This window comes from Microbulbifer sp. CnH-101-G (genome assembly GCF_052466775.1).
In genome coordinates this window covers 1531862-1554411 of sequence record NZ_CP174292.1, presented here as the reverse complement: position 1 = coordinate 1554411, position 22550 = coordinate 1531862, and the positions used below count along the sequence as shown (strand labels likewise).

21 protein-coding genes are annotated in these 22550 nt (G+C 49.3%); 12 read left to right on the top strand and 9 right to left on the bottom strand.

Going from position 1 to position 22550, the window contains the following annotated elements:
• Positions 1–98: 98 nt before the first annotated feature.
• From ACJJID_RS07010 to ACJJID_RS06995, 4 genes are all read right to left on the bottom strand, one after another.
• On the bottom strand, positions 99–1505 hold the full coding sequence (locus tag ACJJID_RS07010; protein WP_444922069.1) for an FAD-binding oxidoreductase: 1407 nt from the start codon (positions 1503–1505) through the stop codon (positions 99–101).
• On the bottom strand, positions 1502–2833 hold the full coding sequence (locus ACJJID_RS07005) for a cytosine deaminase (protein WP_444922068.1): 1332 nt from the start codon (positions 2831–2833) through the stop codon (positions 1502–1504). The genes ACJJID_RS07010 and ACJJID_RS07005 overlap by 4 nt, the downstream gene beginning before the upstream one ends.
• A 257-nt stretch (positions 2834–3090) precedes the next feature.
• Positions 3091–3252 (bottom strand): hypothetical protein, encoded by a 162-nt coding sequence (locus tag ACJJID_RS07000; protein ID WP_444922067.1) that lies wholly within the window; start codon positions 3250–3252, stop codon positions 3091–3093.
• Positions 3253–3386: 134 nt separating this feature from the next.
• Positions 3387–3764, bottom strand: a complete 378-nt coding sequence (locus ACJJID_RS06995) for a hypothetical protein (protein ID WP_444922066.1) — start codon at positions 3762–3764, stop codon at positions 3387–3389.
• 1050 nt (positions 3765–4814) lie between these two features.
• Between ACJJID_RS06995 and ACJJID_RS06990 the strand changes: the two genes are divergently transcribed.
• The 9 genes from ACJJID_RS06990 (at position 4815) to ACJJID_RS06950 (ending at position 15736) form a co-directional block, all read left to right on the top strand.
• The gene (locus ACJJID_RS06990; RefSeq protein ID WP_444922065.1) at positions 4815–5336 is read left to right on the top strand and encodes a hypothetical protein; all 522 of its coding nucleotides are present in this window, start codon (positions 4815–4817) and stop codon (positions 5334–5336) included.
• Positions 5337–5436: 100 nt separating this feature from the next.
• A complete protein-coding gene (locus tag ACJJID_RS06985) occupies positions 5437–6483 on the top strand; it encodes a polysaccharide deacetylase family protein (RefSeq protein ID WP_444922064.1) in 1047 nt (348 codons plus the stop codon).
• Between the two features lie 104 nt (positions 6484–6587).
• Positions 6588–7172 (top strand): hypothetical protein, encoded by a 585-nt coding sequence (locus tag ACJJID_RS06980; protein ID WP_444922063.1) that lies wholly within the window; start codon positions 6588–6590, stop codon positions 7170–7172.
• A 534-nt stretch (positions 7173–7706) separates the two neighbouring features.
• Positions 7707–8111 carry a hypothetical protein gene (locus tag ACJJID_RS06975; RefSeq protein WP_444922062.1) on the top strand — a complete coding sequence of 135 codons (405 nt, stop codon included), beginning with the start codon at positions 7707–7709 and terminating at the stop codon, positions 8109–8111.
• A 245-nt stretch (positions 8112–8356) separates the two neighbouring features.
• Positions 8357–9895 carry an efflux RND transporter periplasmic adaptor subunit gene (locus ACJJID_RS06970; RefSeq protein WP_444922061.1) on the top strand — a complete coding sequence of 513 codons (1539 nt, stop codon included), beginning with the start codon at positions 8357–8359 and terminating at the stop codon, positions 9893–9895.
• Positions 9889–13026, top strand: a complete 3138-nt coding sequence (locus ACJJID_RS06965) for an efflux RND transporter permease subunit (RefSeq protein WP_444922060.1) — start codon at positions 9889–9891, stop codon at positions 13024–13026. Before ACJJID_RS06970 ends, ACJJID_RS06965 begins: the two co-directional genes overlap by 7 nt.
• A 241-nt stretch (positions 13027–13267) precedes the next feature.
• Positions 13268–14656 carry an ATP-dependent RNA helicase DbpA gene (dbpA, locus tag ACJJID_RS06960; RefSeq protein WP_444922619.1) on the top strand — a complete coding sequence of 463 codons (1389 nt, stop codon included), beginning with the start codon at positions 13268–13270 and terminating at the stop codon, positions 14654–14656.
• Positions 14657–14944: 288 nt separating this feature from the next.
• Positions 14945–15403, top strand: coding sequence for a cache domain-containing protein (locus ACJJID_RS06955; protein ID WP_444922059.1), 459 nt, complete (start codon positions 14945–14947; stop codon positions 15401–15403).
• 159 nt (positions 15404–15562) lie between these two features.
• Positions 15563–15736, top strand: a complete 174-nt coding sequence (locus ACJJID_RS06950; protein ID WP_444922618.1) for a lipid-A-disaccharide synthase N-terminal domain-containing protein — start codon at positions 15563–15565, stop codon at positions 15734–15736.
• A gap of 67 nt (positions 15737–15803) precedes the next feature.
• Here the strand turns inward: ACJJID_RS06950 and ACJJID_RS06945 are convergent, their stop codons facing one another.
• Positions 15804–16706: a LysR family transcriptional regulator gene (locus ACJJID_RS06945; protein WP_444922058.1), complete on the bottom strand. Its 903-nt coding sequence runs from the start codon at positions 16704–16706 to the stop codon at positions 15804–15806.
• Between the two features lie 106 nt (positions 16707–16812).
• Between ACJJID_RS06945 and ACJJID_RS06940 the strand changes: the two genes are divergently transcribed.
• The gene (locus ACJJID_RS06940) at positions 16813–17115 is read left to right on the top strand and encodes a hypothetical protein (RefSeq protein ID WP_444922057.1); all 303 of its coding nucleotides are present in this window, start codon (positions 16813–16815) and stop codon (positions 17113–17115) included.
• Positions 17116–17370: 255 nt separating this feature from the next.
• Positions 17371–18141 (top strand): alpha/beta hydrolase, encoded by a 771-nt coding sequence (locus ACJJID_RS06935; RefSeq protein ID WP_444922056.1) that lies wholly within the window; start codon positions 17371–17373, stop codon positions 18139–18141.
• A gap of 40 nt (positions 18142–18181) precedes the next feature.
• Here ACJJID_RS06935 and ACJJID_RS06930 read toward each other — a convergent pair whose 3' ends face one another.
• Positions 18182–19087 (bottom strand): LysR substrate-binding domain-containing protein, encoded by a 906-nt coding sequence (locus tag ACJJID_RS06930; RefSeq protein WP_444922055.1) that lies wholly within the window; start codon positions 19085–19087, stop codon positions 18182–18184.
• A gap of 277 nt (positions 19088–19364) precedes the next feature.
• On the opposite strand from ACJJID_RS06930, the gene ACJJID_RS06925 reads away from it, so the two are divergent.
• Positions 19365–20378: an aldo/keto reductase gene (locus ACJJID_RS06925; RefSeq protein ID WP_444922054.1), complete on the top strand. Its 1014-nt coding sequence runs from the start codon at positions 19365–19367 to the stop codon at positions 20376–20378.
• A gap of 151 nt (positions 20379–20529) precedes the next feature.
• Here ACJJID_RS06925 and ACJJID_RS06920 read toward each other — a convergent pair whose 3' ends face one another.
• The 3 genes from ACJJID_RS06920 to ACJJID_RS06910 form a co-directional block, all read right to left on the bottom strand.
• On the bottom strand, positions 20530–20754 hold the full coding sequence (locus ACJJID_RS06920) for a transposase (RefSeq protein ID WP_444922617.1): 225 nt from the start codon (positions 20752–20754) through the stop codon (positions 20530–20532).
• Positions 20755–20762: 8 nt separating this feature from the next.
• Positions 20763–21860, bottom strand: coding sequence for a permease (locus ACJJID_RS06915; RefSeq protein ID WP_444922053.1), 1098 nt, complete (start codon positions 21858–21860; stop codon positions 20763–20765).
• A gap of 320 nt (positions 21861–22180) precedes the next feature.
• Positions 22181–22504 carry an ArsR/SmtB family transcription factor gene (locus ACJJID_RS06910; RefSeq protein ID WP_444922052.1) on the bottom strand — a complete coding sequence of 108 codons (324 nt, stop codon included), beginning with the start codon at positions 22502–22504 and terminating at the stop codon, positions 22181–22183.
• Positions 22505–22550: the final 46 nt, after the last annotated feature.

Below are 22550 nucleotides of genomic sequence, written 5' to 3'. Positions count from 1 at the left end.
GTTTCGCAGGGATGAGTGAGAACATCCATGCACTTTGCCCTTAAGTCTTTAAATATCTGACTATTCTGCCTATCGAGGCTCCAGTGAACGGCGCAACTTTACGAACGCTGCAAACCCGGAAACAAAAACCCTTGATCACTATCAAACCTATAGTCGGGGTGGTCCCAGGCGATCATCTTGCCCGGATTGAGTAGCCCCTTGGGGTCCGTCTGCCTTTTGAATGCAAGTAGCACCGGGTCGATTTGCTTCATACCCCCTTCTTCCAGGGTGTAGCGGTGCGGATTGAAAATCGTACACCCGAGCGCCTCATGCCACTTGATAATTTCATCAAGCCGGGCTTTATCCGTGTAGCGAACAATGGGCAGACCAATGGGGACTAGGCGTCCGTTGTAGCGGATAAACTCCAGATGGCCCTGCAACTCCTCAGCAAATATGCCCTGCAACTTGCTGACTGTCTCAAGCGGGTTCATATCAGGATAACGGACCTGAAGATAAGTAATTGACGGATCAACACTTAAGCCTCGCAAGGTTGTGTGGTTCCAGGCGAGTTCATAAGCCGGAGGCAAATGCGCGATATCTTCGGCGGTTGCCCTATCGGAGCGGTACAACATCTCAGCACCTGGTGATCGGCTCAGGAGTCCATCCAATGCCCCCATGGCAAACGCTGCCACCATGACAACAACAACGGACTGCTCCTTGCGGATAAATTTTTTGTGTCGCAAAAAATAGTCATAGGGCAACGGCGCCTCAATCGCAGTGATATTTTTTGTCAAAAGGCCATCCATGTTGGCCAGTTCTTCGGAAAAACGGATCGCGTTAATAAAAGCACCAAACCCGACGAGCACATCCACCCAGTCATAAGCTTCCGTCAGCGGTACTTCGATCTCGGTGATAATGCCTGTCGTACCGTAAGCGTGTAGAACCTTTTGTACATCACTGCCTGTCAGCTCCAGAACTTGCGGCTCCGCCTCCATGGTTACCATTCGTAAACGGATGACGTTGCCCAGATCCCTGAGCCCCCCCCAATTCACTGAGCCAACTCCCGCAGCTCCACCCGCGAGAAATCCTCCAATCGTCGCGATACGGTATGTGGAGGGATGTATGCGCAGCGCATGACCGGTCAGGGATATCGTCTGCGCATCGATATCCGCCATAACGGCTCCAGGCTCGGCAACAACAACGCCTGAATTAATGTCCTTAACAGCATCCATTTCTGACAAGTCCAGGACAACACCACCGGAAAGTGGCATGGCCTGACCATAATTGCCGGTCCCTGCCCCTCGAGCTGTCACCGGAATGTCCGCGGCATAGCACGCCTTTAGAACGCGGATAACCTCGTCAACATTCTTCGGGCTGACCAGCAGATCACCGGTCACACCATCAAGTTGCTCTTTAAGGACTGGGGAGAACCAGAAGAAGTCCCGACTCTTTTTTCTAACTATCCGTGGATCGTCCTCGACCTTGATACCATGGAGATTCGCTTTCAAAGCGGAGATATCAGTCATGGGCGTTGCTCTCCCATGTGCATTTGCATGTGATGATCCAGTTCGCGGTAATCCGGCAAGTCCTGGTCGATGCTGCGCCCCGCGCGCAGCACATGCCGCGGACTGCTTGGGCGTGATAGGAGCTCATTCCAATTGCGCGCACGAAAGAGAACCAAGTCCGCCGACTCACCGCCCCCGATCCGACCGGCAGAAATCCCCATGATATCCGCCGGCGTGGTCGTTATTGACCGAACCCAGTCTCCAACCGGATGGTCCAGGTGCAGAATGCGAGTCGCCTGAGCGTAGACTTCGATCAGATCGAGGTCCCCGTAGGCGCAAAAGGGGTCCCGTGTATTATCTGAAGCAACAACAACATCTATTCCACGGGAACGCATTTCATGCAATAGCGTGACGCCCCGGCGGCGTGGAGTCCGGCCCAATACCCTATCCTGAAGATATAGATTACTCACCGGCAGAGTCACGACCGCGATCCTCGCCTTAGCCACCAGATCCAGTGTACGGTCTACCTCTTCATCAGGCTGTACCGATAAAGTACAGCAGTGCCCGCACACAATTTTCCCCTGAAAGCCTAGGCGCAAAGCTGTTTCCGCAATGTGGCGCAAGGTCATCCCGGATGGGTCGAGCGTCTCATCGACATGAAAGTCGAGATCCAACCCATACTCCATAGCCACGCGGAACATCGCTTCAAGATGCCGATCCAGATCTGGCACCATGTAGGTCGCTGCTCCCAAAATACCCCCAGCAGCCTTTACTCTAGCCGCAATGCGTTCCAAAAACTGATCGTCTGCAGCAAAGCGATGGATGCCAAACAAACACACGCCCTGAAGTTCGACTCGGCCCGCCCATTCGGCGCGAATATCACAAAAGACCGGCCAGGTGATCCCATCTTGCGGCGGCGAACTATCCAGGTGCGTCCGAATGACAGCCGTGCCATGGGCATAGGCGCAACGCAACCCAAATTCCATACGCACGCGAACATCCTCTGCTGACCAATTTTTGCTCCGGTCCCTGCCAACCGCCTGCACCGCCCCCGTGAAAGAGCCATCGGGATTGGGTGCACGGGGCCAGATATGTCCTTTATCCAGATGGGTATGCAGATCGACAAGTGCCGGTAAAACCAAGCCGTTATCCAGATCGAGTCCGCCCGACGCCTCTGGCAGACTTGCCGCCGGAGCAACCTGGATCAGCGTTCCGTTACGAAATACCAAATCGCAGGAAATAAGATCCGATGGCTCAGAATTGCCAGGGTCACGCAAAACACAGGCAGGGACCGTTGCATTTCTAATGATGCCAGTGCCTTTGAAACCCGAGCCCCAACTTGCCCGCATTTACACCTCCCGTCCCTCGGCTGTGCCCACAGCGAACCCGACTGCACGATCAAACACTGGCCGCCTGCGATCTGCAATCCGTCTAGGACATAGGATTAAGTCCAAGCACCGGGCATGATCTCGGCAGCACAAACTGAGGCAGGTCATTCCAAGATCGCCCACAGCACGGGCGGACGAAGCAAAGCGTAGGCCGTCCCGCGGAGGCCTGGTGGACCGTAGCAACGTGCCTATGATTGTTAAGTTATGGCCGCTCTGATTCACTTTATAACTGCCAAAATAACCAAAACTACAAAGGTCAAAACCACCAAGAGTATGGCAAGCATAGTAATTTGTATTGGAGAAATAGCCGTGAAGATGATGGCGCAAAGCCAGGCTATGCCAATAACTAAAACTGATAGTCCGAATGCCTTTTTATTCATGTGAAATTTCCCTATCCACTTTTTTCACGTAGTTGAACGATACAAAAAAACAAATAAACTTAACTATAAAAATAGCGGACACTCAGATAACGATTAGATTATCACCTCAGGCTTAAATTTGACCGTTTATATTATTAATGTAAGGGATATTTAATCTCCTTAGCCATCACCCACATCTTATAGTCTGCCGGCATTTCGGAGAGGTAATTGAGAGTGTTATAGATCAAGCTCTTCTCCATTTGGTCTATTCCCAAAGATTTACTCCAACCCTCAGCTGCCAATCGATAACTCATCACAATTAGAAGAAATTTTTGCTCATTCGATAGCCCACTGCCATGCCCGTTAATTAAGAGGTGCATGGAGACAAGGTCATAATCCAGGTCAAACTTGGACTCATTGACCTGGATATTAATTTGAGCAGAACGCCCAGACACCGATGATCCACGAGCAACTACCTGCATCTCATCCAGGAAAAAGGATACGTGAGCATTATCATTGTCTGAACTATTCACATAGCGCCCCCTCAACGCCAGCTCCCGAATCTGCCTTTTGCTAATTTCACCTCGGAGCCATAGGTTGGTCATTTTTGTAAGAGGACCGTAGGATTCCGTGGCAGGGGTGTTTTCTTCTGCCGCAAGAGGCAATGAAATGAGAAGTGCGACAAGACAACTACAGATCCTTGTTACAGCCATTGCTACTACCACTTACAGTCAAGGCCCAGCCATTCCGGCAATAAGACAGGTTGTCAATTATCAATAAGTATAATCACGAATTCTTACTCAAGTATTTCCTTAGTGCTGTTGAACCTAAGCAGTCTGCCGGCAATTAATGAAAAATCTATAGATGACATCAAGTTTGTCCAGGCGACGGATAATTCTTCGGAATTCATTTAACGAGAATGAACCCCATATTTGATGAGCATGCTTAGTTTTCACCACCAAAGCTGATGGCGGTCTCTTTGGCCGCCCAAGAAAATTCTTCGGCCCTATTACCGCATCGCCGCGAGCAGTGGGAACTGATTGCAGCCGTTGAGCGGCCATGGATACGATTTGATCACCGAGATGGTGGCTAACTTTCTTAAGGGAGTTGGCCTATGAACAAGAAATCTAGATAGTCCTCTGAAGTCCATGATCGAATGGGTTATTTTTCTTCACGAACAAACAGACGCATAACTCCCAGCAAGCATTGATCAAGTCCATTGCCACCAATACAAGCCAAGAACACACAAAATAGTCGGTTCTTCTGAAACGCATAAGCATTATTTTGGTGTCAAGACGAGTTTCCCGCTTTTAGCAATCACGTCATCGACGTAACACCATCACTAGCAGATTGAGTGCGATCCAGGTATACATTCAGAACAGGTCGAGCAAGGTGACAAATGATGCCTATGATAACGCATGCATCACCCGAAAGTGACCGAAATTATGGCAGACTCAAAGTGTGAAAATAGCTAAGACGGGAGTCATTATTATTTAAGCACTTCTTTACCCGAAGAGACTTTAATACTGACGCCCTCCCTTTTATGTAGCTCTTAAATATTGGAACGAGGCAACTACTGGACTTTGGATAAGTGGAGGAAAATCTTTGCCCATGACATGTTTGCAGATGCGCGTATGTTTTGGCATCGTACCTCTACGGCTTTCCCCGCACCCACTTACAGCTTCCCCTTCTTCAAAGAGATAAAAATACGTGATATCGAAAAACTCTGTGGAGTGCTCGAAATTATTGACCGCCAAGGAGAAAATCATAGAGGTGGCTCAGATATCTTACTCAGTGCAGCTGTTGGCGACGGCTCTGTTGTTTACACTGGTGTAAAAGCTGCCCCAAGACAATCTTATTTTGAACAGCTATTTCCGCCAGAAATTTTACACAACGAAATGATTAATATTTATTATCCCCGTGTAAGATCAATACTTAATTTTAACCAAGTGCCTGATGAGATTTATAACAGCCCCCCTTTAAGCTCTGTCGTGATTGGGACAGAGAAACTGAAAGAGCTGGCTATACCCCATACAAGATCGATGGAAACTAGAGTCGCCCAAATATTCCGCCTGACAACAGAAAAAACAACTTTCTATAGCTAACAGATCCCGCTCTCAGGCAATTTCTAGCAGATAGATTCCCTAAGCTTTGTGCATCTATACTGCGTATTTGGACGATCATCTGTTCTCATACTCTACCAGAATGGATAAATACGAACATGGAACCGTATCTATTTTCTCAGAAAAAACCTCATGCGCCAATGGAGAAAATCTATCTACTCTTGAGCACTTGCTTTTCCATCCTGGGTATATATCTATGACTTCAATAAAAGACCTATATTATCCGAGAGATTTCAAAGGTTATGGTGCCAATCGACCTAATCCAAAGTGGCCCTACGATGCTCGTGTTGCGGTGTCTATTGTTTTAAACGTTGAAGCCGGTTCAGAATTATCTTTGTCGAGCGGAGATGAAAGGAATGAAGCGGTTTACGAAATTATTGAGAACGTAGAAAATGGCCCCAATCTGGCCCTCTCCTCCCATTTCAGCTACGGGCCACGAGTCGGTTATTGGCGGGTTATGCGAATATTAGATGAGTATTCAATCCCTTGTACAGTCAGTGCAGCCGGGAGATCTGTTGCCTGTGCTCCCTGGCAGGCAAAAGATGTGGTCGCAAGAGGACATGAAATTGCATGTCATAGCTACCGCTGGGAAAACCATGCGGCAATGTCCAAACAACACGAAAGGGAGATCATAAGAAAAGCTATCAACTCCATTGTATATGCAACTGGGGTACGCCCCCTAGGGTGGCACACCAAAGGATCTTCATCTGTAAATACCCGTCAACTTCTCGTTGAAAATGGCTTTCTCTACGATTCAGATGCTTATGATGACGACCTCCCCTATGCTGTAAACATTAGTAATCAGAGTCATATCGTCGTGCCCTATGCATTTGATACCAATGACATGCGCTTTCAAGCTGGTGGTAACTTCGTAAGAGCAGATGATATGGCAAACTATTGTATTGATGCATTTGAAACTCTTTGGCATGAGGGCAAAGAACAGCCCTCTTTAATGTCTGTAGGCATACATGACAGATTGTCAGGTCGCCCCGGCAGAATCCGCGGACTAATAAAGTTCCTCGAACATGCATTAAATCGTGGTCACACTTGGTTTGCCCGACGTATAGACATTGCGAATCACTGGCGTTTTATTAGCGGCCTTCCAGAGTGGAAGAATACGAATCCATAAATCACCGCATTAACTTTATAAGCAGTTTAGGAATTTAAAAATATAGTATTTAAGTTCGATCTATATCGATCTATTTTTGACGAATATTTAAGAGCCAGATGAATATGAGCAGAATACCTTTAGGATCAAAACAAAGTTTCGGGCAAAGTGCCCAAGCATTTCTACAATCGATGCCCCCTATTAATTTAGCTAATATGATTGCCCAAGCCGGAGTAGTGAAAGAAGTATACTCATTAATATTTACGCTTTTCGATGATATCTATCTTCCCTTTGAGGATAGAGAAATCATGCTTTTTCGAACATGCAAAAATAATGGCTGTCAATACGAAATAAACTTTCATAGAAAAACCACTAAAATGCCAACGCAAGTCGTAGATATCATTCTATCAGATGATGTCAGTTCACTTAACTCCTGGCAAAAGACACTTTGTATCGCCTGTGATGAAATGGCCACATCAGCCAAAATGAGAGAGTCATCTGTTGAAGCTTTTGTTGAGCATTATGAAACCCACGACATAGCTTGCCGCGCTATTTTCTTTTTAAGCTGGTGTAACTTAACCACTATGTTTGTCGACTCAACAGGTGTACCCGTTGAAGATGATCAAATACTAAACAAAATTAAGACGCCAGAATGGATGGAGAGCTGTAAACAAGAAAACAATCTAATCAAATCCAACAAAGAGCGCTGACTGATATCAAAGTGCAGGAGTAGCAGCTGCCAAAACAGTATTAAATTCCATTCTCGCAACGAGGGATGCAACGGTAACAATTCTTCGGCCCACTCAATGGTACCCTAAACTTTCTTATTTTCCCTGTACCGGAGATCTAAGCTCCTAGCAAATGATTCTCGGCTTTACATTTGGCCGTTTCGACATTATCAGTAATACCCAGATTAAGCACCATGACCAAACTGGCGGTACAAACCCATCGCCCAATGAGCTGTAACCTGATGCTTCAGCTTATTAAGCGGACTCCGAAGCCCGCTGAGGACTGCCATAGCTAGAACTTGCGCACTCTGGAAATGACCAAGACGGTACTTAACCATCATCAATTGGCTCCAACAAAGTGAAAAGAATGGCTGAACTACTATTGGTGGGGCTGAGACCGACGGAAAACTCTACATCATCAAGTGTCAAGCCAGGCTCGTATTTTGAGCTTTCCCTGAGCGCACCGATACGCAATCTTTGTCGGGTAGCCAATCTCTGGTGTATGATTTATCAGTAATGAAGCACTACTCCTCCACATTTCGCGCCAAACTGATTGCTATGGCGGCCCTGCTCCTGCTGATGTTCCAGGTGCAAACCGTGCTTGCCTGCGAAATGATGGAAAGCCCTGAGCCGGCAGCGGAGTGCTGTTGTGACCACATGGTTACCAGCTCAGAGCCCGATGAGGTCGACTGCTGTGAATACGATGCCCAGGTTTCCCTCAAAACCTCCCTGGGTGATCACGAAGTTGCCTTAACCGCTGCCTTCCTTGGCCTTGAACTTCCTCAGCTGGCACCACCACCCACTTACCAGTGGCCTCAAATACTGGCCCCACCAGCGCCCAACGCGGTTACCCCCTTTCCCCTAGCCTCCAGCTACCCAGGTAATCGAACCTGGTTGGCCACTCTGCGCCTGCGTATTTGATCACTCCCTCTCTCTGATTTACGAAATTTCCCGCAGCACCATATATCCGTCTTTCGATTTTTGTCATTGCTGCTGTTGGGCTTCAGAAAGATTGTTCTAGGAGTGAACCCTTTGATTTCCCTACAAGCCGTTGCTGCCCGTAGCAGCAAAGAAATGGGCAGTGCCCTTGATAGTCAACTTGGCACCCCACGTAGCACCAAGCTCGGTACCCAAAACCTCATCCCCTCTATCTCTGGAGGTGCGAAATGAGCCGCGCGAAAACGCTGAGCCTGGTTGCTTTCGTTATTTTGCTGGCGGCAGCGGGCGCTGCTTTCTATTGGAAGAAAACAGCTGACTTGACTGCCACCGACCATATTGAGTTCATTCCTGCCGGGCCCTTCCAGATCGCTGTAACCGTAGATCCACAGCAGCCCCGCGCTGGTAAAAACCAGATTCGCATCGAAGTTAGGGACAGAGAAAACCAGCCGGTCAAAGGTGCCGAAGTTCGCGCTATAGCGGAAATGCCCGCGATGGGTGCCATGCCGGCCATGCGCGCCCAGGCGGATATTAACGAGACCAGTCCCGGCGTTTTCCAAGGTGAGATCGAGCTCGCCATGGTGGGCTCATGGCCCATGGTGGTAGATGTGGCTACCGGCCACGATCGCCATGTGGACCTGGCCTTTGATATGAGCACCAACCGCAAAGGGCTGCGCTTGAAATCAGCACCCGAGGCCTCGGATACCGCTTACTACACCTGTGCCATGCACCCGTCAGTACGCGCTGCAAAGCCCGGCACCTGCCCTATCTGCGGTATGGACTTGCAGCCGGTCAGCCACGATGAACTGCAAAGCGGCAGTATTGTGGTTGAAAGCGGCCGCCGCCAGGCCATTGGTATAAAAACTGGCACAGTTGAAAGACAGCCATTCGCCCTGCCCATTCACCTGCACGGCCAGGTGACTTACGACGAAACCCGCTTGCGGGATATCAGCCTGCGCTTTGATGGCTGGATCGGTGACCTGGATGCCGACTTTGAGGGCAAGGAAGTCAAACGCGGTGAAGTGTTATTTTCCGTTTACAGCCCGGAGCTTCTGGCCATTCAGGATGAATACCTGAAAGCCCGCCGCCGCGGCGACTCCCTGGAAAAAGCCGCACGCCGGCGCCTACTGCTCTGGGGACTTTCAGAAGAGCAGATCGATTGGCTGGTTGAGCAGCAGAAGGCACAAGACTATGTGCCGATTTTCGCCCCGGCCAGTGGCGTGATTATTGAGAAGAATATTGTCGCCGGTTCGGCCTTTCAGAAGGGAGACAACCTGCTGCGTATTGCCGATCTCAGTCAGGTCTGGATCGAGGCCCACGCCTATGAGGACCAGCTGCCACTGCTGGAAAAAGGTATGCCAGCCAAGGTACGTTTAACCAACGTCTACCACGAGGAAATTCCGGCTACGCTCACCCAGATCGACCCGTTCCTCAACCACAGTAACCGCAGCGCACGGCTGCGCGTAACCCTGCCCAATACCGATGGCGAGCTTCGCCCAGGGCTGTTTGCGGACATTATGTTGAGCGCGGAACTGGGTAATCTTTTGGTGGTTCCCAGGGATTCTGTGCTGATCTCCGGCAAGAAGCGCATCGTGTTCCGCGATCTGGGCCAGGGCCGCCTGGAGCCGGTGCAGGTGCGCACCGGTTACGGGGATAGCGAGCGCATTGTGATTCGCTCCGGATTGCAGGAAGGCGACAAAATCGTCACCTCGGGCGTGTTCCTGATCGCGGCAGAGAGCCGCCTGAAGTCGGGGGTACAGCAGTGGTAAATACCGAACCCAAAGGGCTGATCGCCCGTATTATTGGGGCCTGCGCTGGCAAGCCGGGGATCACGCTGATCCTTGTGGCGATTGCCGCCCTGGCGGGATACCGGGCCCTTATCAGTGTTCCCCTGGATGCTATCCCGGATCTCTCCGATGCCCAGGTCATCGTCATGACAGACTGGCCCGGCCGCAGTCCAGACCTGGTGGAAGACCAAATCACCTATCCGCTTTCCACCGCCATGCTGGGGTTGCCCAAAGTCAAATATGTCCGCGGCCAAAGCTTTTTTGGGCTCAGTTTTGTCTACGCCATTTTTGAAGACGGCACCGATATTTATTGGGCCCGTTCGCGGGTGCTCGAATATCTCAACCAGGTGTCAGACCAACTCCCCGAGGATGTTCAGCCCACTCTGGGGCCAGACGCCACCGGAGTCGGCTGGGTATTTCAGTATGCGTTGGTGGATCGCAGCGGCAAGCAAGATCTGCAAGAACTGCGCGCGCTACAGGATTTTAAATTGCGCTATTGGCTCACTTCTGTGGAGGGTGTGGCCGAAGTCGCGTCTATCGGTGGTTATGAGAAGGAATATCAAGTCCAGATCGACCCCCACCGCTTGCAGATGTTTAAGGTTCCTTTAGGCAAAGTGGTCGAGGCCATTCGCCGCAGTAACAACGACACCGGCGGACGGGTACTGGAGATTGCCGGCCACGAGCATATGGTGCGCGGCCGCGGTTATATCCGCAGTGTTTCTGACCTCGAAGAGGTAGTCATTGGAGTAAACGCGGCAAAAATTCCCGTCACCCTGGATCAGGTTGCCGATATTACCTTGGGGCCAGCCATGCAGCGCGGCATTGCCGAGCTGGATGGTGAGGGGCAAACCGTCGGCGGTATTGTGGTAATGCGCTACGGTGAAAATGCCCTAAAGGTGATTGAAAGGGTTAAAGAGCGTATCGAACAGGTTCGCGCTGGTTTACCGGAAGGCGTGGAGCTGGTGGTGACTTATGATCGCTCAAAGCTGATTAACAGTGCGATCGACAACCTTAAAAACACTCTGATTGAAGAGATGTTGGTGGTCGCCGCTGTCATCGCCATTTTCCTGCTGCACGCACGCTCGGCTTTGGTCGCGGTGATTACACTGCCCATTGCCGTGTTGTTGGCTTTTATTCCACTTTCCCTGCAAGGGCTGACCGCCAATATTATGTCGTTGGGGGGGATTGCTGTCGCCATTGGCGCCATGGTGGATGCCGCCGTGGTAATGGTGGATAACATCCATAAAAAGCTGGCAGCCAGTGGCGATAAAGCATTGTCCACGACTGAACGAAGAAGGTTGGTTGTTCGGGCAATGCAGGAAGTGGGGCCGAGCATTTTCTTCTCCCTGATTATTATTACGGTTTCCTTCCTGCCGGTGTTCGCACTGGAAGCCACCGAGGGGCGTTTGTTCAAACCCCTCGCCTATACCAAAACCTACAGCATGGCCTTTGCCGCACTACTGGCGATCACCTTGATCCCCGCTCTCGCTGTAATGTTGATGCGCGGCAAGATCCGCACCAAAGAAAACCCGGTCACCCGTGCCCTGGTTTTTATACTGCAGCCGGTGATCCACTTTTGTGTGCGCCAGCGCAAAATGGTGGCGGCCCTCGCAGTAATCGCCCTGATTTCCGTGACCTACCCCATCAGTAAGTTGAGCGGTGAATTTATGCCGCCACTCAATGAGGGCAGCATCCTCTATATGCCTACTGCCCTACCCGGTATGTCTGTGACCGAAGCGGGCAAAGTACTGCAGCAAATGGATGAAGAGCTAAAAACCTTCCCCGAGGTTGAGCACGTGTTCGGCAAAATTGGGCGCTCCAACAGTGCGACTGACTCTGCGCCACTCTCCATGGTAGAGACAGTAATTACCCTGAAGCCCAAGGAGGCATGGCGGCCCGGCATGACCTGGGACGACCTGCTAGCGGAGATGGATGAGAAACTGCAGTATCCCGGTATGCCGAATATCTGGTGGATGCCCATCCAAACCCGTACCGAAATGCTCGCCACCGGTATTCGCAGCCAGCTGGGTATCAAGGTGTTTGGCGATAACCTGGAAGAAATCGAACAAACCGCATTGGCTATTGAGGAAGCTCTGCGCAGCGATCAGCGCACCGCCGATGAAACCCGCAGCGTCTTTGCCGAGCGCCTCACCGGTGGCTACTTTTTGGACTTTGATATCGATCGCGCACGGGCCTCCCGCCACGGTTTGAATGTGCAGGATATCGAAGATGTGATTGCTGCGGCTGCCGGTGGTTTGGCCGCAACCCAGACAGTCGAGGGGCGCGAACGTTACGACGTGCTGGTTCGCTACGCCCGCGACTACCGGGATACCCCGGAACAGCTGGAGCAAATCCTGGTTCCCGCTTCCGATGGTTCCCAGGTGCCTCTCAACCAATTGGCCGATATGGACTTCCGCACCGGCCCACCCATGATTCGCAATGAAGACGGGCAGTTAGTGGGATTGGTATTTGTCGACCTGAAAGGCAATGCGGGTGTTGCAGACTATGTAAACCGAGCGAAACAGGTGGTCGCCGAACAGGTCAACTTGGTGCCCGGCCAACGCATCGCCTGGGCTGGCCAGTATCAATATCTGGAGCGGGCCAAGTCCCGCCTGCAATGGCTGGTGCCCTTGACCTTATTAGCGGTTTGTTTCCTGCTCTACCTGCACCGCGGCCGGCTATCTGACACCCTGTTTGTGCTTACTGCCATGCCGATGGCGCTCGTCGGGGCCTTCTGGTTGTTATACCTGCTCGACTACAAACTGAGTGTCGCCGTATGGGTGGGCATGATCGCTATGGCCGGCCTTGCCGCCGAGATGGGTCTTTTGATGCTGCATTATTTATCGGCCGCTGGAGATAATAAGTCACAGCAAGGCAATACCGCCGCAGTCGCACAAGCGGCCGCGGGCCGCATACGGCCAATGATGATGACCAGCCTTACCTTATTGATTTCATTGATCCCAGTGATGGTTTCCGACGGCACCGGCGCAGATGTCATGAAACGCATTGCCGCACCTATGGTCGGCGGCACCATCACCACATTGTTGTTTGTATTACTGGTGATGCCTGGTGTGTTTTATCAGTGGAAGGCTAGAAAAGATAAGGAAAACTAAAAAAGCGAGGGCATTGGATCAACTTGGTCCCGTGCCCCTTCTTCTTTCTATCGATCATATTGGACGTAGGCTCGTATTGGTGATGGCAAAGACGAGAACAGCTCACTAGGTAGAGACTACTAACACATAGGTTTCAACGGGATTAACTGTTAAAGTGCCCTGCAAAATTTGTATTGGCCAGACTGCAAAAATGCAGTTGCGTAATACGCGTATTTGGTATTTAACGACTCCAGGATTCACCTTGACTGCCCCCTTTTCCGACCTTTCTCTAAAGCCCGCCCTGTTAAAAAACCTGGCGTCACTCAACTACACATCGATGACCGAGGTTCAGGCCAATACACTCCCGGTCATACTCGACGGCAAAGATGTCATCGCACAGGCAAAAACCGGCTCCGGTAAAACGGCGGCCTTTGGTTTGGGAGTACTGCATAGGCTCAATGTTGATCGGTTTCGGATTCAGTCGCTGATTCTGTGTCCCACTCGGGAGCTGGCCGACCAGGTTGCCCAGGAACTGCGTCGGCTGGCCAGGGCAATACATAACATTAAGATTCTGACCCTGTGCGGCGGCATGCCGTTTGGCCCGCAGATTGGCTCCCTGGCGCATGGGGCGCACATTATTGTTGGCACGCCAGGGCGTATTGAGGAGCACCTGCGCAAGGGAACCCTGTCCCTAGAGCATGTCGACACACTCGTCTTTGACGAAGCCGACCGGATGCTCGATATGGGCTTTCAGGACGTTATTGATACCATTCTGGCGCAGCTGCCAGCTCGGCGACAATCCCTACTGTTCAGCGCGACTTACCCGGATCAAATCGAGCGGCTCAGTGCGCGAGTGATGCAAAAGCCAGTGATGGTGCGTATTGAATCCTCACACAGTGAGGAGGTGATCGAACAACGTTTTTACAAAACTGAGAGCTTCGACGATCGCCTGGAGATGACCCGCCGTATTCTACTCAATGACAGACCAGTCAATACCCTGATTTTCTGCAACACCAAACGTGAAACCGATGACGTCGCCAACGACCTGAAGCAAGCTGGGTTCAATGTGCTCGCCTTGCATGGGGATATGGAACAGCGCCAGCGCAACGAAACGCTGATTCGCTTCGCCAATGGCAGCGCCTCGATTCTGGTGGCCACCGACGTGGCGGCACGAGGCCTGGATATCGACAAGCTGGATGCGGTGATCAACTTTCATATCGCCAAAGATCCGGAAGTACACACCCATCGTATCGGACGGACCGGTCGTGCCGGTGAACGCGGTTGCGCCTACTCCCTGTTTTCCGAGAAGGAAGGTCATAAACTACTGCGAATGGATCTGACCCAGGACCCACTGTCCGATCCCGATACACCACCGCCTGCCAGTATCTTAAGCGAACCTCCGTTTCAGGCCCCCATGGCTACCCTGCAGATTGATGGTGGCAAGAAACAGAAAGTCCGCCCGGGCGATATTCTCGGTGCACTGACCGGCGGCGATCGCCCGATCAATGGCAAAGATGTTGGCAAGATCAATGTCTTGGACTTGACGGCTTATGTCGCGGTAAAAAGAAACGTGGCAACGCAAGCACTGAAAAAAATTGAAAACGGAAAACTGAAAGGTCGTAAATTCCGGGTACGGCGTATCCGCGGATAAGTGGTGTAATCTCCCTTCAACACAACCGAACGTTGCTATCGAAGAATAGTTTGCAGCCAGCCAACCTTAGAAAAAGATTGGTGATTCGGTAAAAAATCCTCTGCGGGGCGCTTAGCTAAACTTTTGCGCCCCGCCGTCCCGAGTAAACAGACTAGAAGATCCCGAGCAGTACCTTTTTATCAATCGTTAATTATATTCGCCACACTGCAAAGTCTACCTTTACGTCTTATCCCAGACAGCGTCTATTATGTAGAGATGACGGGCAACACTCTCTACTGAGTCAGTTCAATGATGAAAAATTTTATCCGCTCTGTAATGATACTTGCATCCCTCGCATCGTATTCAGTGTTTGCTGACAATTATGGTACTGCTGAAGAAGCCAAGGCCCTGCTGGAAAAGGTAGTCACCTCGCTAAAGACGGATGAGTCAGCGACCATTGATAAAATTAATAAAGGTGAGGGAGGGTTCAAAGATCGAGATCTCTACCCATTCTGTGTCAAGGCTGATGGCAGCCTTACAGCACACCCTGTATTCCATCCGAATCTTGATGAAAGAAACCTAAAAGCGGAAAGGGATATAATGGGAAAAGCTTTTGGAGAGGAAATGATTAAGAATGCGAAAGAGGGGCAAATCAGCAAGGTAACCTATATGTGGCCACGCCCTGGTGAAACCAAGCCCGTACAGAAAACTGCATTTATTACTAAAGTTGACGATCATGTGTGCGGTGTGGGTTATTACAAAAAGTAATACTTCAAACCGGACCTGACTATTACCGGGTACTTTATTACTGATCACCTTATAAGGAGATCTACTAGACTTTATTTAAATTCATCAGGCGAACACTTACTTTCAGCTGGATAGCAAAGGCTAATAAACTGAGCAACAATGCACTAATACTCAGCAGTAATTTCAGTATGGATTGCTAGAGAGCGCGCCCATAAATCCATTGTTCCAGAAGCCTTTTGGTATATCAGCTTAGTGGGTGGAGCGATGTTGGTAATCTATGGTATTCACCGAGCGATCAGGTTATTATTGGGCAGTTTACTGGCATCTTTATTTCTTGCCGGAATTTATATTTAATTAGGCGTACCAAACAGCAATAAACCCAGTTCATCATAGCGGCTATTTAGAACCACTCTACCAAATATCAACACATAAAATCCGATTCCCTTAAGCGTTCTTCCAAATAACTTAAAAACACATCAATTTTCTTGGAGTTTTTACGTTTTACTTTATAAAGAGCCCCCACCATATTTTCTTCTCTTTTGATTTCTGGAAAAAGCTCAATCAGTTCTCCACTTTGTATGGCTTGCCGGCAGAAGTAGGATGGCAATATAGCAATGCCATTACCGTTTATTGCTGCGGCACGATTATGAGAAGTTTTGTTAGAAACGAGATTTCCTTTAAAGTGGTAGTACTTACCATCAAAAAGCCATCCATCTTTCAATCCATTGAGCCTGGCCAGTAAAATGTTTTGCTGACTCAGTGCCTCAATAGACGCCGGATAACCATTCTTATCAAGATACTCTGGTGATGCCACAAAAATTGGGGAAATATTGAACAGTGGTAAGCCATAAAACTGGCTATCCGGCATTGTCGCCCAGACACGTACGGCGATATCAATATCATCTTCAATCATATCCAGAAGATGTGGGCTAAATATCAACTCAAGACTGTAATCAGGATAAGCCTTTTGAAAGTCATTACAAATCTGGCTAAATACATTCTCCCCCAATGTCTCAGGGAAGGTAATTCGCAATTTACCGCGATCGAGAGTCCCAAGCTCAGCAACCCGGTCCTCCAGTTCAGTAAAGGCATTGAGTATCTGTTGCCCCTGCTGATAAACAAGTCTCCCAGCATCTGTTATCGACACAGCCCTGGTAGTTCGGGTCAAGAGTACCTGGCCCAGCACCTGCTCCAGCTGTGCCAGTGTCTTGCTCACAGTTGGCGTCGATAAGCCCAAATGGCTACCGGCTTTACTCAAGGAGCCATGATCCACTACCGCACAAAAGACACTGATCAAGTGGTACTTATCATATTCCCGCCGCACCGACTATTTCCTTAAAGCTAATTATGACTTTCCGCTGATGATCTTTATTGAGATCGGCCAAATAGTAAACTTTAACCCCACACTAATCCACTCTGGAGATTAACCAATGAATCACTTAACTTGCCACTGCGGAGCTATTCATTACAAACTTTTCAACAGTTCAGCCTTACCACGGCCAAATAAACCTGTCGATTTTGTTGAGGCTTCCAACCCGGTCCTTATTGAAGACCCATCAAAACAGCTAAACACTTATACCTTTAAATACGGCCCTATAAAAAAGCACGCTTTCTGTAATCAATGTGGGGCAACCATTTATCAGATCGACAATCAAGGACAGTTACAACACGCTGTGCACCCTAGTCAGGCTTATCGGGCAGATTACAGAGGCATATTGAACTTTGGATTTTAATAGCTATGCCAATTTCCATAACCCGTTTTTTAGTGAAGATATAGTTACTTAATCCGCAACAATAACTCTCAATAAACAGTCTCGGGCTATACTGGATTGATATACCTCTCCGCTTACTTATTGCTATGTGGGTGGGGCAAGTTTTTATGGTAGACGTCATATGGTTCAGGTAAGCCTACCCACAGCCAAAATGATCAATGCAAATACGGAAGAACCCAAGCAGATAAGAGACTTTGGCTAAACAGGTTGACAATAATGGAGCCTACTATCGTCTTTATTCATGGCACTAACGCCGGCCCCTGGACAATGGAGAACTTCCATCAGTACTTTGAAGAAAAAGGTTTCCGCTGTTATAGCCCAAGCTATCGCTACCACGAGAATCTTGAAACTCAACAATCGCAAAAGCGCCTAAAAGGAATCAGCATCGCCGACTATGTTGAGGACATTGCATCATTCGTTAACGGTTTAAGCTGCAAACCTATCTTAATTGGCCATTCTCTGGGAGGTATCATCGCACAAAAAATAGCCACCATGGGCTTGACGGACGCAATAGTGCTGCTGAACGGAAGCGTCAACTGGGGGATACTGCCTACAACGAAGCAAGAACGCGAACTCGGCAAAATGTTTATGGCAGCCGGTAATTTTTGGGAAGACGTACTTTTACCAGACTTTGAGACAATGGCAAAATTTGGGCTCAACAAGCTCAATAAGGAAGATCAACACCAGGTATTCAATCGTTTAGGCCCTGAATCTGGACGAGTACTTTTCGAACTTTTCTTTTGGATCTTTGATGACAACAGGACCACAAAGATTGATTACAAAAAGATCGACTGCCCTGTCTTGATGGTTTCCGGCACCGACGATTTGGCAATACCGCCCTCTACGGCTCGTCTTATCGCCAAATGCCAAAGTACACCAACCACATTCTATATTGCCGAAGGTTATGGACATTATTTAATGATGGAGCCTGAGTGGACCCGGATTGCGGCATTTTGTAGCGATTGGATTCTGAAAAATCACCACTAATAACAAGCTTTGAGCTTTGTACTTTACCGATTCCCCCGGACTAATGCTCATCAAAAGGCCGCTCACCGAGTGCTCCAGTAATATGGTTGATAAAACTGGTGATTCGTGATGAGAGCGCGGTATTACGGTAGTACACGGCATGAATAGGTTGTTTTATTTCTAAGGTGTGTTCCGGGAATAACGGCACCAATCGTCTAGCCTGCCGATCTCTCTGAGTCATAAAGTCTGACAAACAGACAATACCCGCTCCTGAAAGTGCTAAGTGACGTAACGTCTCGCCACTGGATGAAGTGATCGCGGGCTTAATTTGTAATAAATCCCCGCTTCGCTCGTGTAGCGGCCACTGATTAAGGTGTTCAGGTTTTGTGAAACCAAGCAGGGTATGCTCGGCAAGCTGCTCCACATTCCTCGGAGTACCATGGCGTTTTAAGTAATCGGGACTCGCTAATATTCGAATTCTACTCGTGCCGATTAAGCGGGCATGTAGGGTAGAGTCCGCAAGAGAGCCAACTCGAAATGCCACATCCGTGCGTTTTTCTATCAGGTCGGTGATTCCCTCATTACTCTGCAGCTCAAGCTCTACCTGTGGGTATCGGGCTCGATAGGTATCAATCAGTGGGGTAATGACATGCAGCATAACTGGGGTTGCAGCATCTATACGCAAAAGGCCCGAGGGATACTTTTTGCGTGCCGCCATCTGCTCCTCAGCCTCCTCTACAGAGGTGAGTATATCGCGTGCATACTTCAGAAATGCCTGCCCCTCTTCTGTCAGCTCTAAACGCCTGGTTGTACGTCTTAGTAATGTTGTCTGGAGCTTCTGCTCCAAGCGCCCTAGGGCGCGGCTGACCCCCGATACCGTCTGCTCTAGACGTTCGGCTGCCGAAGTGATTGAGGCTGTATCCACTACAGTGGTAAAGACCTGCAACTCTTGAAGGGTGATCTGCATAGTTGACTCCAAGTCAATAGTCTTATGCTTATAAGCGGCTTTTTAATCAAAAGCAACTGGCGCAGACTCTATCCGTCGGCGCAACTTCACTGATTTCAGTGACACTTCTGGCAATGCGAAGCGCTGTTGACCAGGCGTACTCAGAAAATCAGTAGAAAGCGGAAGACTCCAGCGTAACAAGGAGCCTCTGAGTAATACCGTTTACTGTGGCTCCCTTAACCAAAAACCGCATAGTCGACGATTTCTGATTTGAAATTTTTTTGAATGGGAGTTCAAAGTGAAACTAAAAGACCTTTTGCCCAGTAAGCTCGGTTTTGGTAGTGCACCTCTTGGCAATATGTTTCGCCAGATTCCAGATGCAGAAGCCTTGGAAACGGTAGAGACTGCTTGGGAGAGCGGCATTCGATACTTTGACACTGCGCCATTTTATGGAGCAGGCCTGGCGGAGATGCGTTTAGGTGAAGCACTTTCCAGATTTCCGCGTGAAGACTATGTGATCAGTACCAAGGTCGGTCACTTGATCCTGGATGAAGTGGAGGAAAAAACCAATCAGAGTACGCAAGATACGCGGGATATTTTCAAGTATGGCCGCCCCAACAAGGTCGTTCATGATTACTCATACGATGCAACAATGCGCTCAATTGAGGGCAGCCTCAAGCGGCTAAATACTGATCGTATTGAAATTGTATGGGTTCATGATGTGGCCCAGGATTTTTATGGTGATCAATGGCTGGGCATATTTGAAAGTGCGAGAAAAGGGGCTTTCGTTGCCCTTGATAAGCTGCGTGATGAAGGCGTTCTTCAAGCCTGGGGGCTGGGGGTGAATCGAGTGGAACCCATTGAGCTGCTACTCGAACTTGAGGAGCCCCGCCCCGATGGCCTCTTACTCGCTGGCCGCTACAGTTTGTTGGACCACTCCAAAGCCCTACAAAGAGTGATTCCTCAAATTTGCGAGCGTGGCCTGGGTATCGTAGCTGGAGGCCCGTATAGCTCAGGCGCTCTTGTTGGCGGTCCCAATTTTGAATATGCCCCGGCACCAGAATCCATATTGCAAAAAGTTGCCAAGATCAAAGCGATTGGCGAGAAATACGGAGTGAGTAACAAAGCCATCGGGCTGCAATTTGTCCTAGCCAATCCAGCGGTCGCCGCAGTTATACCGGGCGCTAGTAAACCCAGCAGGATCAAAGAAGATATTGAAGCTTTGGAAACTGATATTCCAAAGGCACTCTGGCAAGAACTACGCCAAGAACACCTTGTCGACGATTCCGCTCCCCTGCCAACTGGGAAATAAGTAACCAAAGTATCCAGACTTTCTGGATTAGCTCAGAGCTATTTACGGCTCATAGGTTGGCTTTTTGGAAGGCTTACAGCTCCAAAAAGCCACACCCGCATCAGCCAACCACCCGTATAGCGGGTGGTATGGTGAAAGCCTCCAAAGGGGGCTAGTTACAACCCCGCCAACTGCATCTGCTTTTGACGGCGCACTTCATGATGTACTCTTGAATCATCTTCTCATTGAGCCCCACTTTACTAACGCAGCATCCCCAGGCCCAAAAGTGTCTTCCTGAAAAATTTCTCTGTGCATGTTCGTGTTTTCGAAATATCTGGATCGCAGATTTTCCTTTCAAAAACCCAACCCTATTGTAAACACTGAACTTCGGAGGAATTAATCACATCAAAAATAGAAACTGTACAGATAGCCGGCTGTTACCGCCATCCCTAAAACAACAGTCAAAAAAGCAGCTATCATTTGGGTTTTGAAGATCGACTTCAGCAGTATCACTTCAGTCAGGCTGGCACCGGCACTACCGATAATCAGTGCCATGACTGAGCCCAGTGCCATTCCCTTTTGTACCAGTCCGGCACTCAATGGAATGACGGCTGAGGCGCGAATATAGAGAGGAATACCAATCACAGCGGCGATAGGTATCGCATACCATTTGTTCTCACCGGCGTAGGCCACGATCAGATCGGTAGGCACAAACCCATAAATAAAGGACCCTAGGGTAATTCCAATCAGCAGGTATGGTAGCGTCTTCTTAAAGTCCTTCCAGGTGGAGAGCCAGATAGTTAACCAGCGGCTAGGTTCCGCAAGCTCAGGCTGAGTTTTGCTTTCGCAATTGTTTTTCCCTGACTGATTTACCGAGCAACTGCTAGCTACCGCCGTTTTTTCAATTCCAGGCCCTGTTACTGATGCAAGTAGAGGAGCCCCTTGGGCAGCAAAACTTGAAGTAGTTTCCCGTTCAGGCAAGCCACTACTCATTGCAGGCTGGGCCTCACTGTTCTTGGAGCCCGAGTTACAACCTATGGACTCCAGGTAAGCTTCATCACGAACAAACCGTTCAAAGCCAAGCTTCTCCAAAAGAAACCCAGCCAACACTGAGACTGTCATGGCAAGCGTGAAATAGAGGATGGCTACATTTAGCCCGAAAGTGACGACCAGCAGGCCAATAACTATAGGGTTTAGCAGGGGGCTGGAGAATAGAAATACCACTACTGGACCAAATCCGGCTTGAGCCCTTAACAAGCCTTTAATGAATGGGATCGTAGAGCAGGAGCAAAATGGAGTGATCACGCCGAGGAGTGCCGCAATAAGGTACCCCTTACCTCTTCGTGAACTCAGTGCCGCTTGAACCCTGTCAGGAGAAATGTACTCCTGCAACACCCCCACAAGGTAGCTGATTACTAAAAACAACACTGTCAGCTCGACTGCGAGGAAGGCAAACATGTTGAGTGCCTCCTCCAGCATGGTGACTAACTCGGCAGACATCATAATAACTCCTCTAAAAAATAACTATATTTCTAGAATCATCGAATTGTCAGGCGCAGTCAAGTTATTTCTAGAAATATGGAAATATGGATCAGGGCCGAATCGTCTTAATCAATTTGGCAACCTTCCAGCCTCAGGATCCGACCAGCTGGTCAACATGTTTGAGCCATTAGACTTGGCGGACAGCGCCCCTAGGTTTGGCTATTTTCAGGCGAAGAAAAATGGATCAGGCAACCGATGTTTAGCTAGCAAAAAAGAGTAGATAAAAAGGAGAGCAAATAGACTGAGGGGGGCTGGAGGAGGCTCGACAAGAGGGATTCGCCTCACTCCGGCTTACTACAGCTATCGGCCTGGCCTGCAAGGTCATCATTGCAACATTCATCTTGTAAAAAATTGATAACACCCACTAAGCGCTGATATTCAGCCACACAATACAGAGTGCGACTCTCGCGTCGCTGAGTGATCAAACCAGCAGAGACCAAGCTCGCGATATGGTGAGATAAAGTGGACCCAGGGATGTCGAGCTGCTCTTGAATGCTACCCACGGGAATCCCAGGGTTACCCGCTTTAACAATCTTTTTATAGATTAATAACCGGGTCGGGTGACCCAGCTCTTTTAAAGCTTTGGCTACCTCATCAATTCCCATTTCCACAACGCCCTAAATTCTGGATTTATCGAAATATAAACAATTG

Excerpts from the sequence above, each read along its gene's own strand:
- ACJJID_RS07010 (WP_444922069.1), bottom strand. The coding sequence starts at position 1,505 with ATGACTGATATCTCCGCTTTGAAAGCGAATCTCCATGGTATCAAGGTC.
- ACJJID_RS07005 (WP_444922068.1), bottom strand. The coding sequence starts at position 2,833 with ATGCGGGCAAGTTGGGGCTCGGGTTTCAAAGGCACTGGCATCATTAGA.
- ACJJID_RS07000 (WP_444922067.1), bottom strand. The coding sequence starts at position 3,252 with ATGAATAAAAAGGCATTCGGACTATCAGTTTTAGTTATTGGCATAGCC.
- ACJJID_RS06985 (WP_444922064.1), top strand. The coding sequence starts at position 5,437 with ATGGATAAATACGAACATGGAACCGTATCTATTTTCTCAGAAAAAACC.
- ACJJID_RS06980 (WP_444922063.1), top strand. The coding sequence starts at position 6,588 with ATGAGCAGAATACCTTTAGGATCAAAACAAAGTTTCGGGCAAAGTGCC.
- ACJJID_RS06975 (WP_444922062.1), top strand. The coding sequence starts at position 7,707 with ATGAAGCACTACTCCTCCACATTTCGCGCCAAACTGATTGCTATGGCG.
- ACJJID_RS06970 (WP_444922061.1), top strand. The coding sequence starts at position 8,357 with ATGAGCCGCGCGAAAACGCTGAGCCTGGTTGCTTTCGTTATTTTGCTG.
- ACJJID_RS06955 (WP_444922059.1), top strand. The coding sequence starts at position 14,945 with ATGATGAAAAATTTTATCCGCTCTGTAATGATACTTGCATCCCTCGCA.
- ACJJID_RS06940 (WP_444922057.1), top strand. The coding sequence starts at position 16,813 with ATGAATCACTTAACTTGCCACTGCGGAGCTATTCATTACAAACTTTTC.
- ACJJID_RS06935 (WP_444922056.1), top strand. The coding sequence starts at position 17,371 with ATGGAGCCTACTATCGTCTTTATTCATGGCACTAACGCCGGCCCCTGG.
- ACJJID_RS06930 (WP_444922055.1), bottom strand. The coding sequence starts at position 19,087 with ATGCAGATCACCCTTCAAGAGTTGCAGGTCTTTACCACTGTAGTGGAT.
- ACJJID_RS06915 (WP_444922053.1), bottom strand. The coding sequence starts at position 21,860 with ATGATGTCTGCCGAGTTAGTCACCATGCTGGAGGAGGCACTCAACATG.
- ACJJID_RS06910 (WP_444922052.1), bottom strand. The coding sequence starts at position 22,504 with ATGGGAATTGATGAGGTAGCCAAAGCTTTAAAAGAGCTGGGTCACCCG.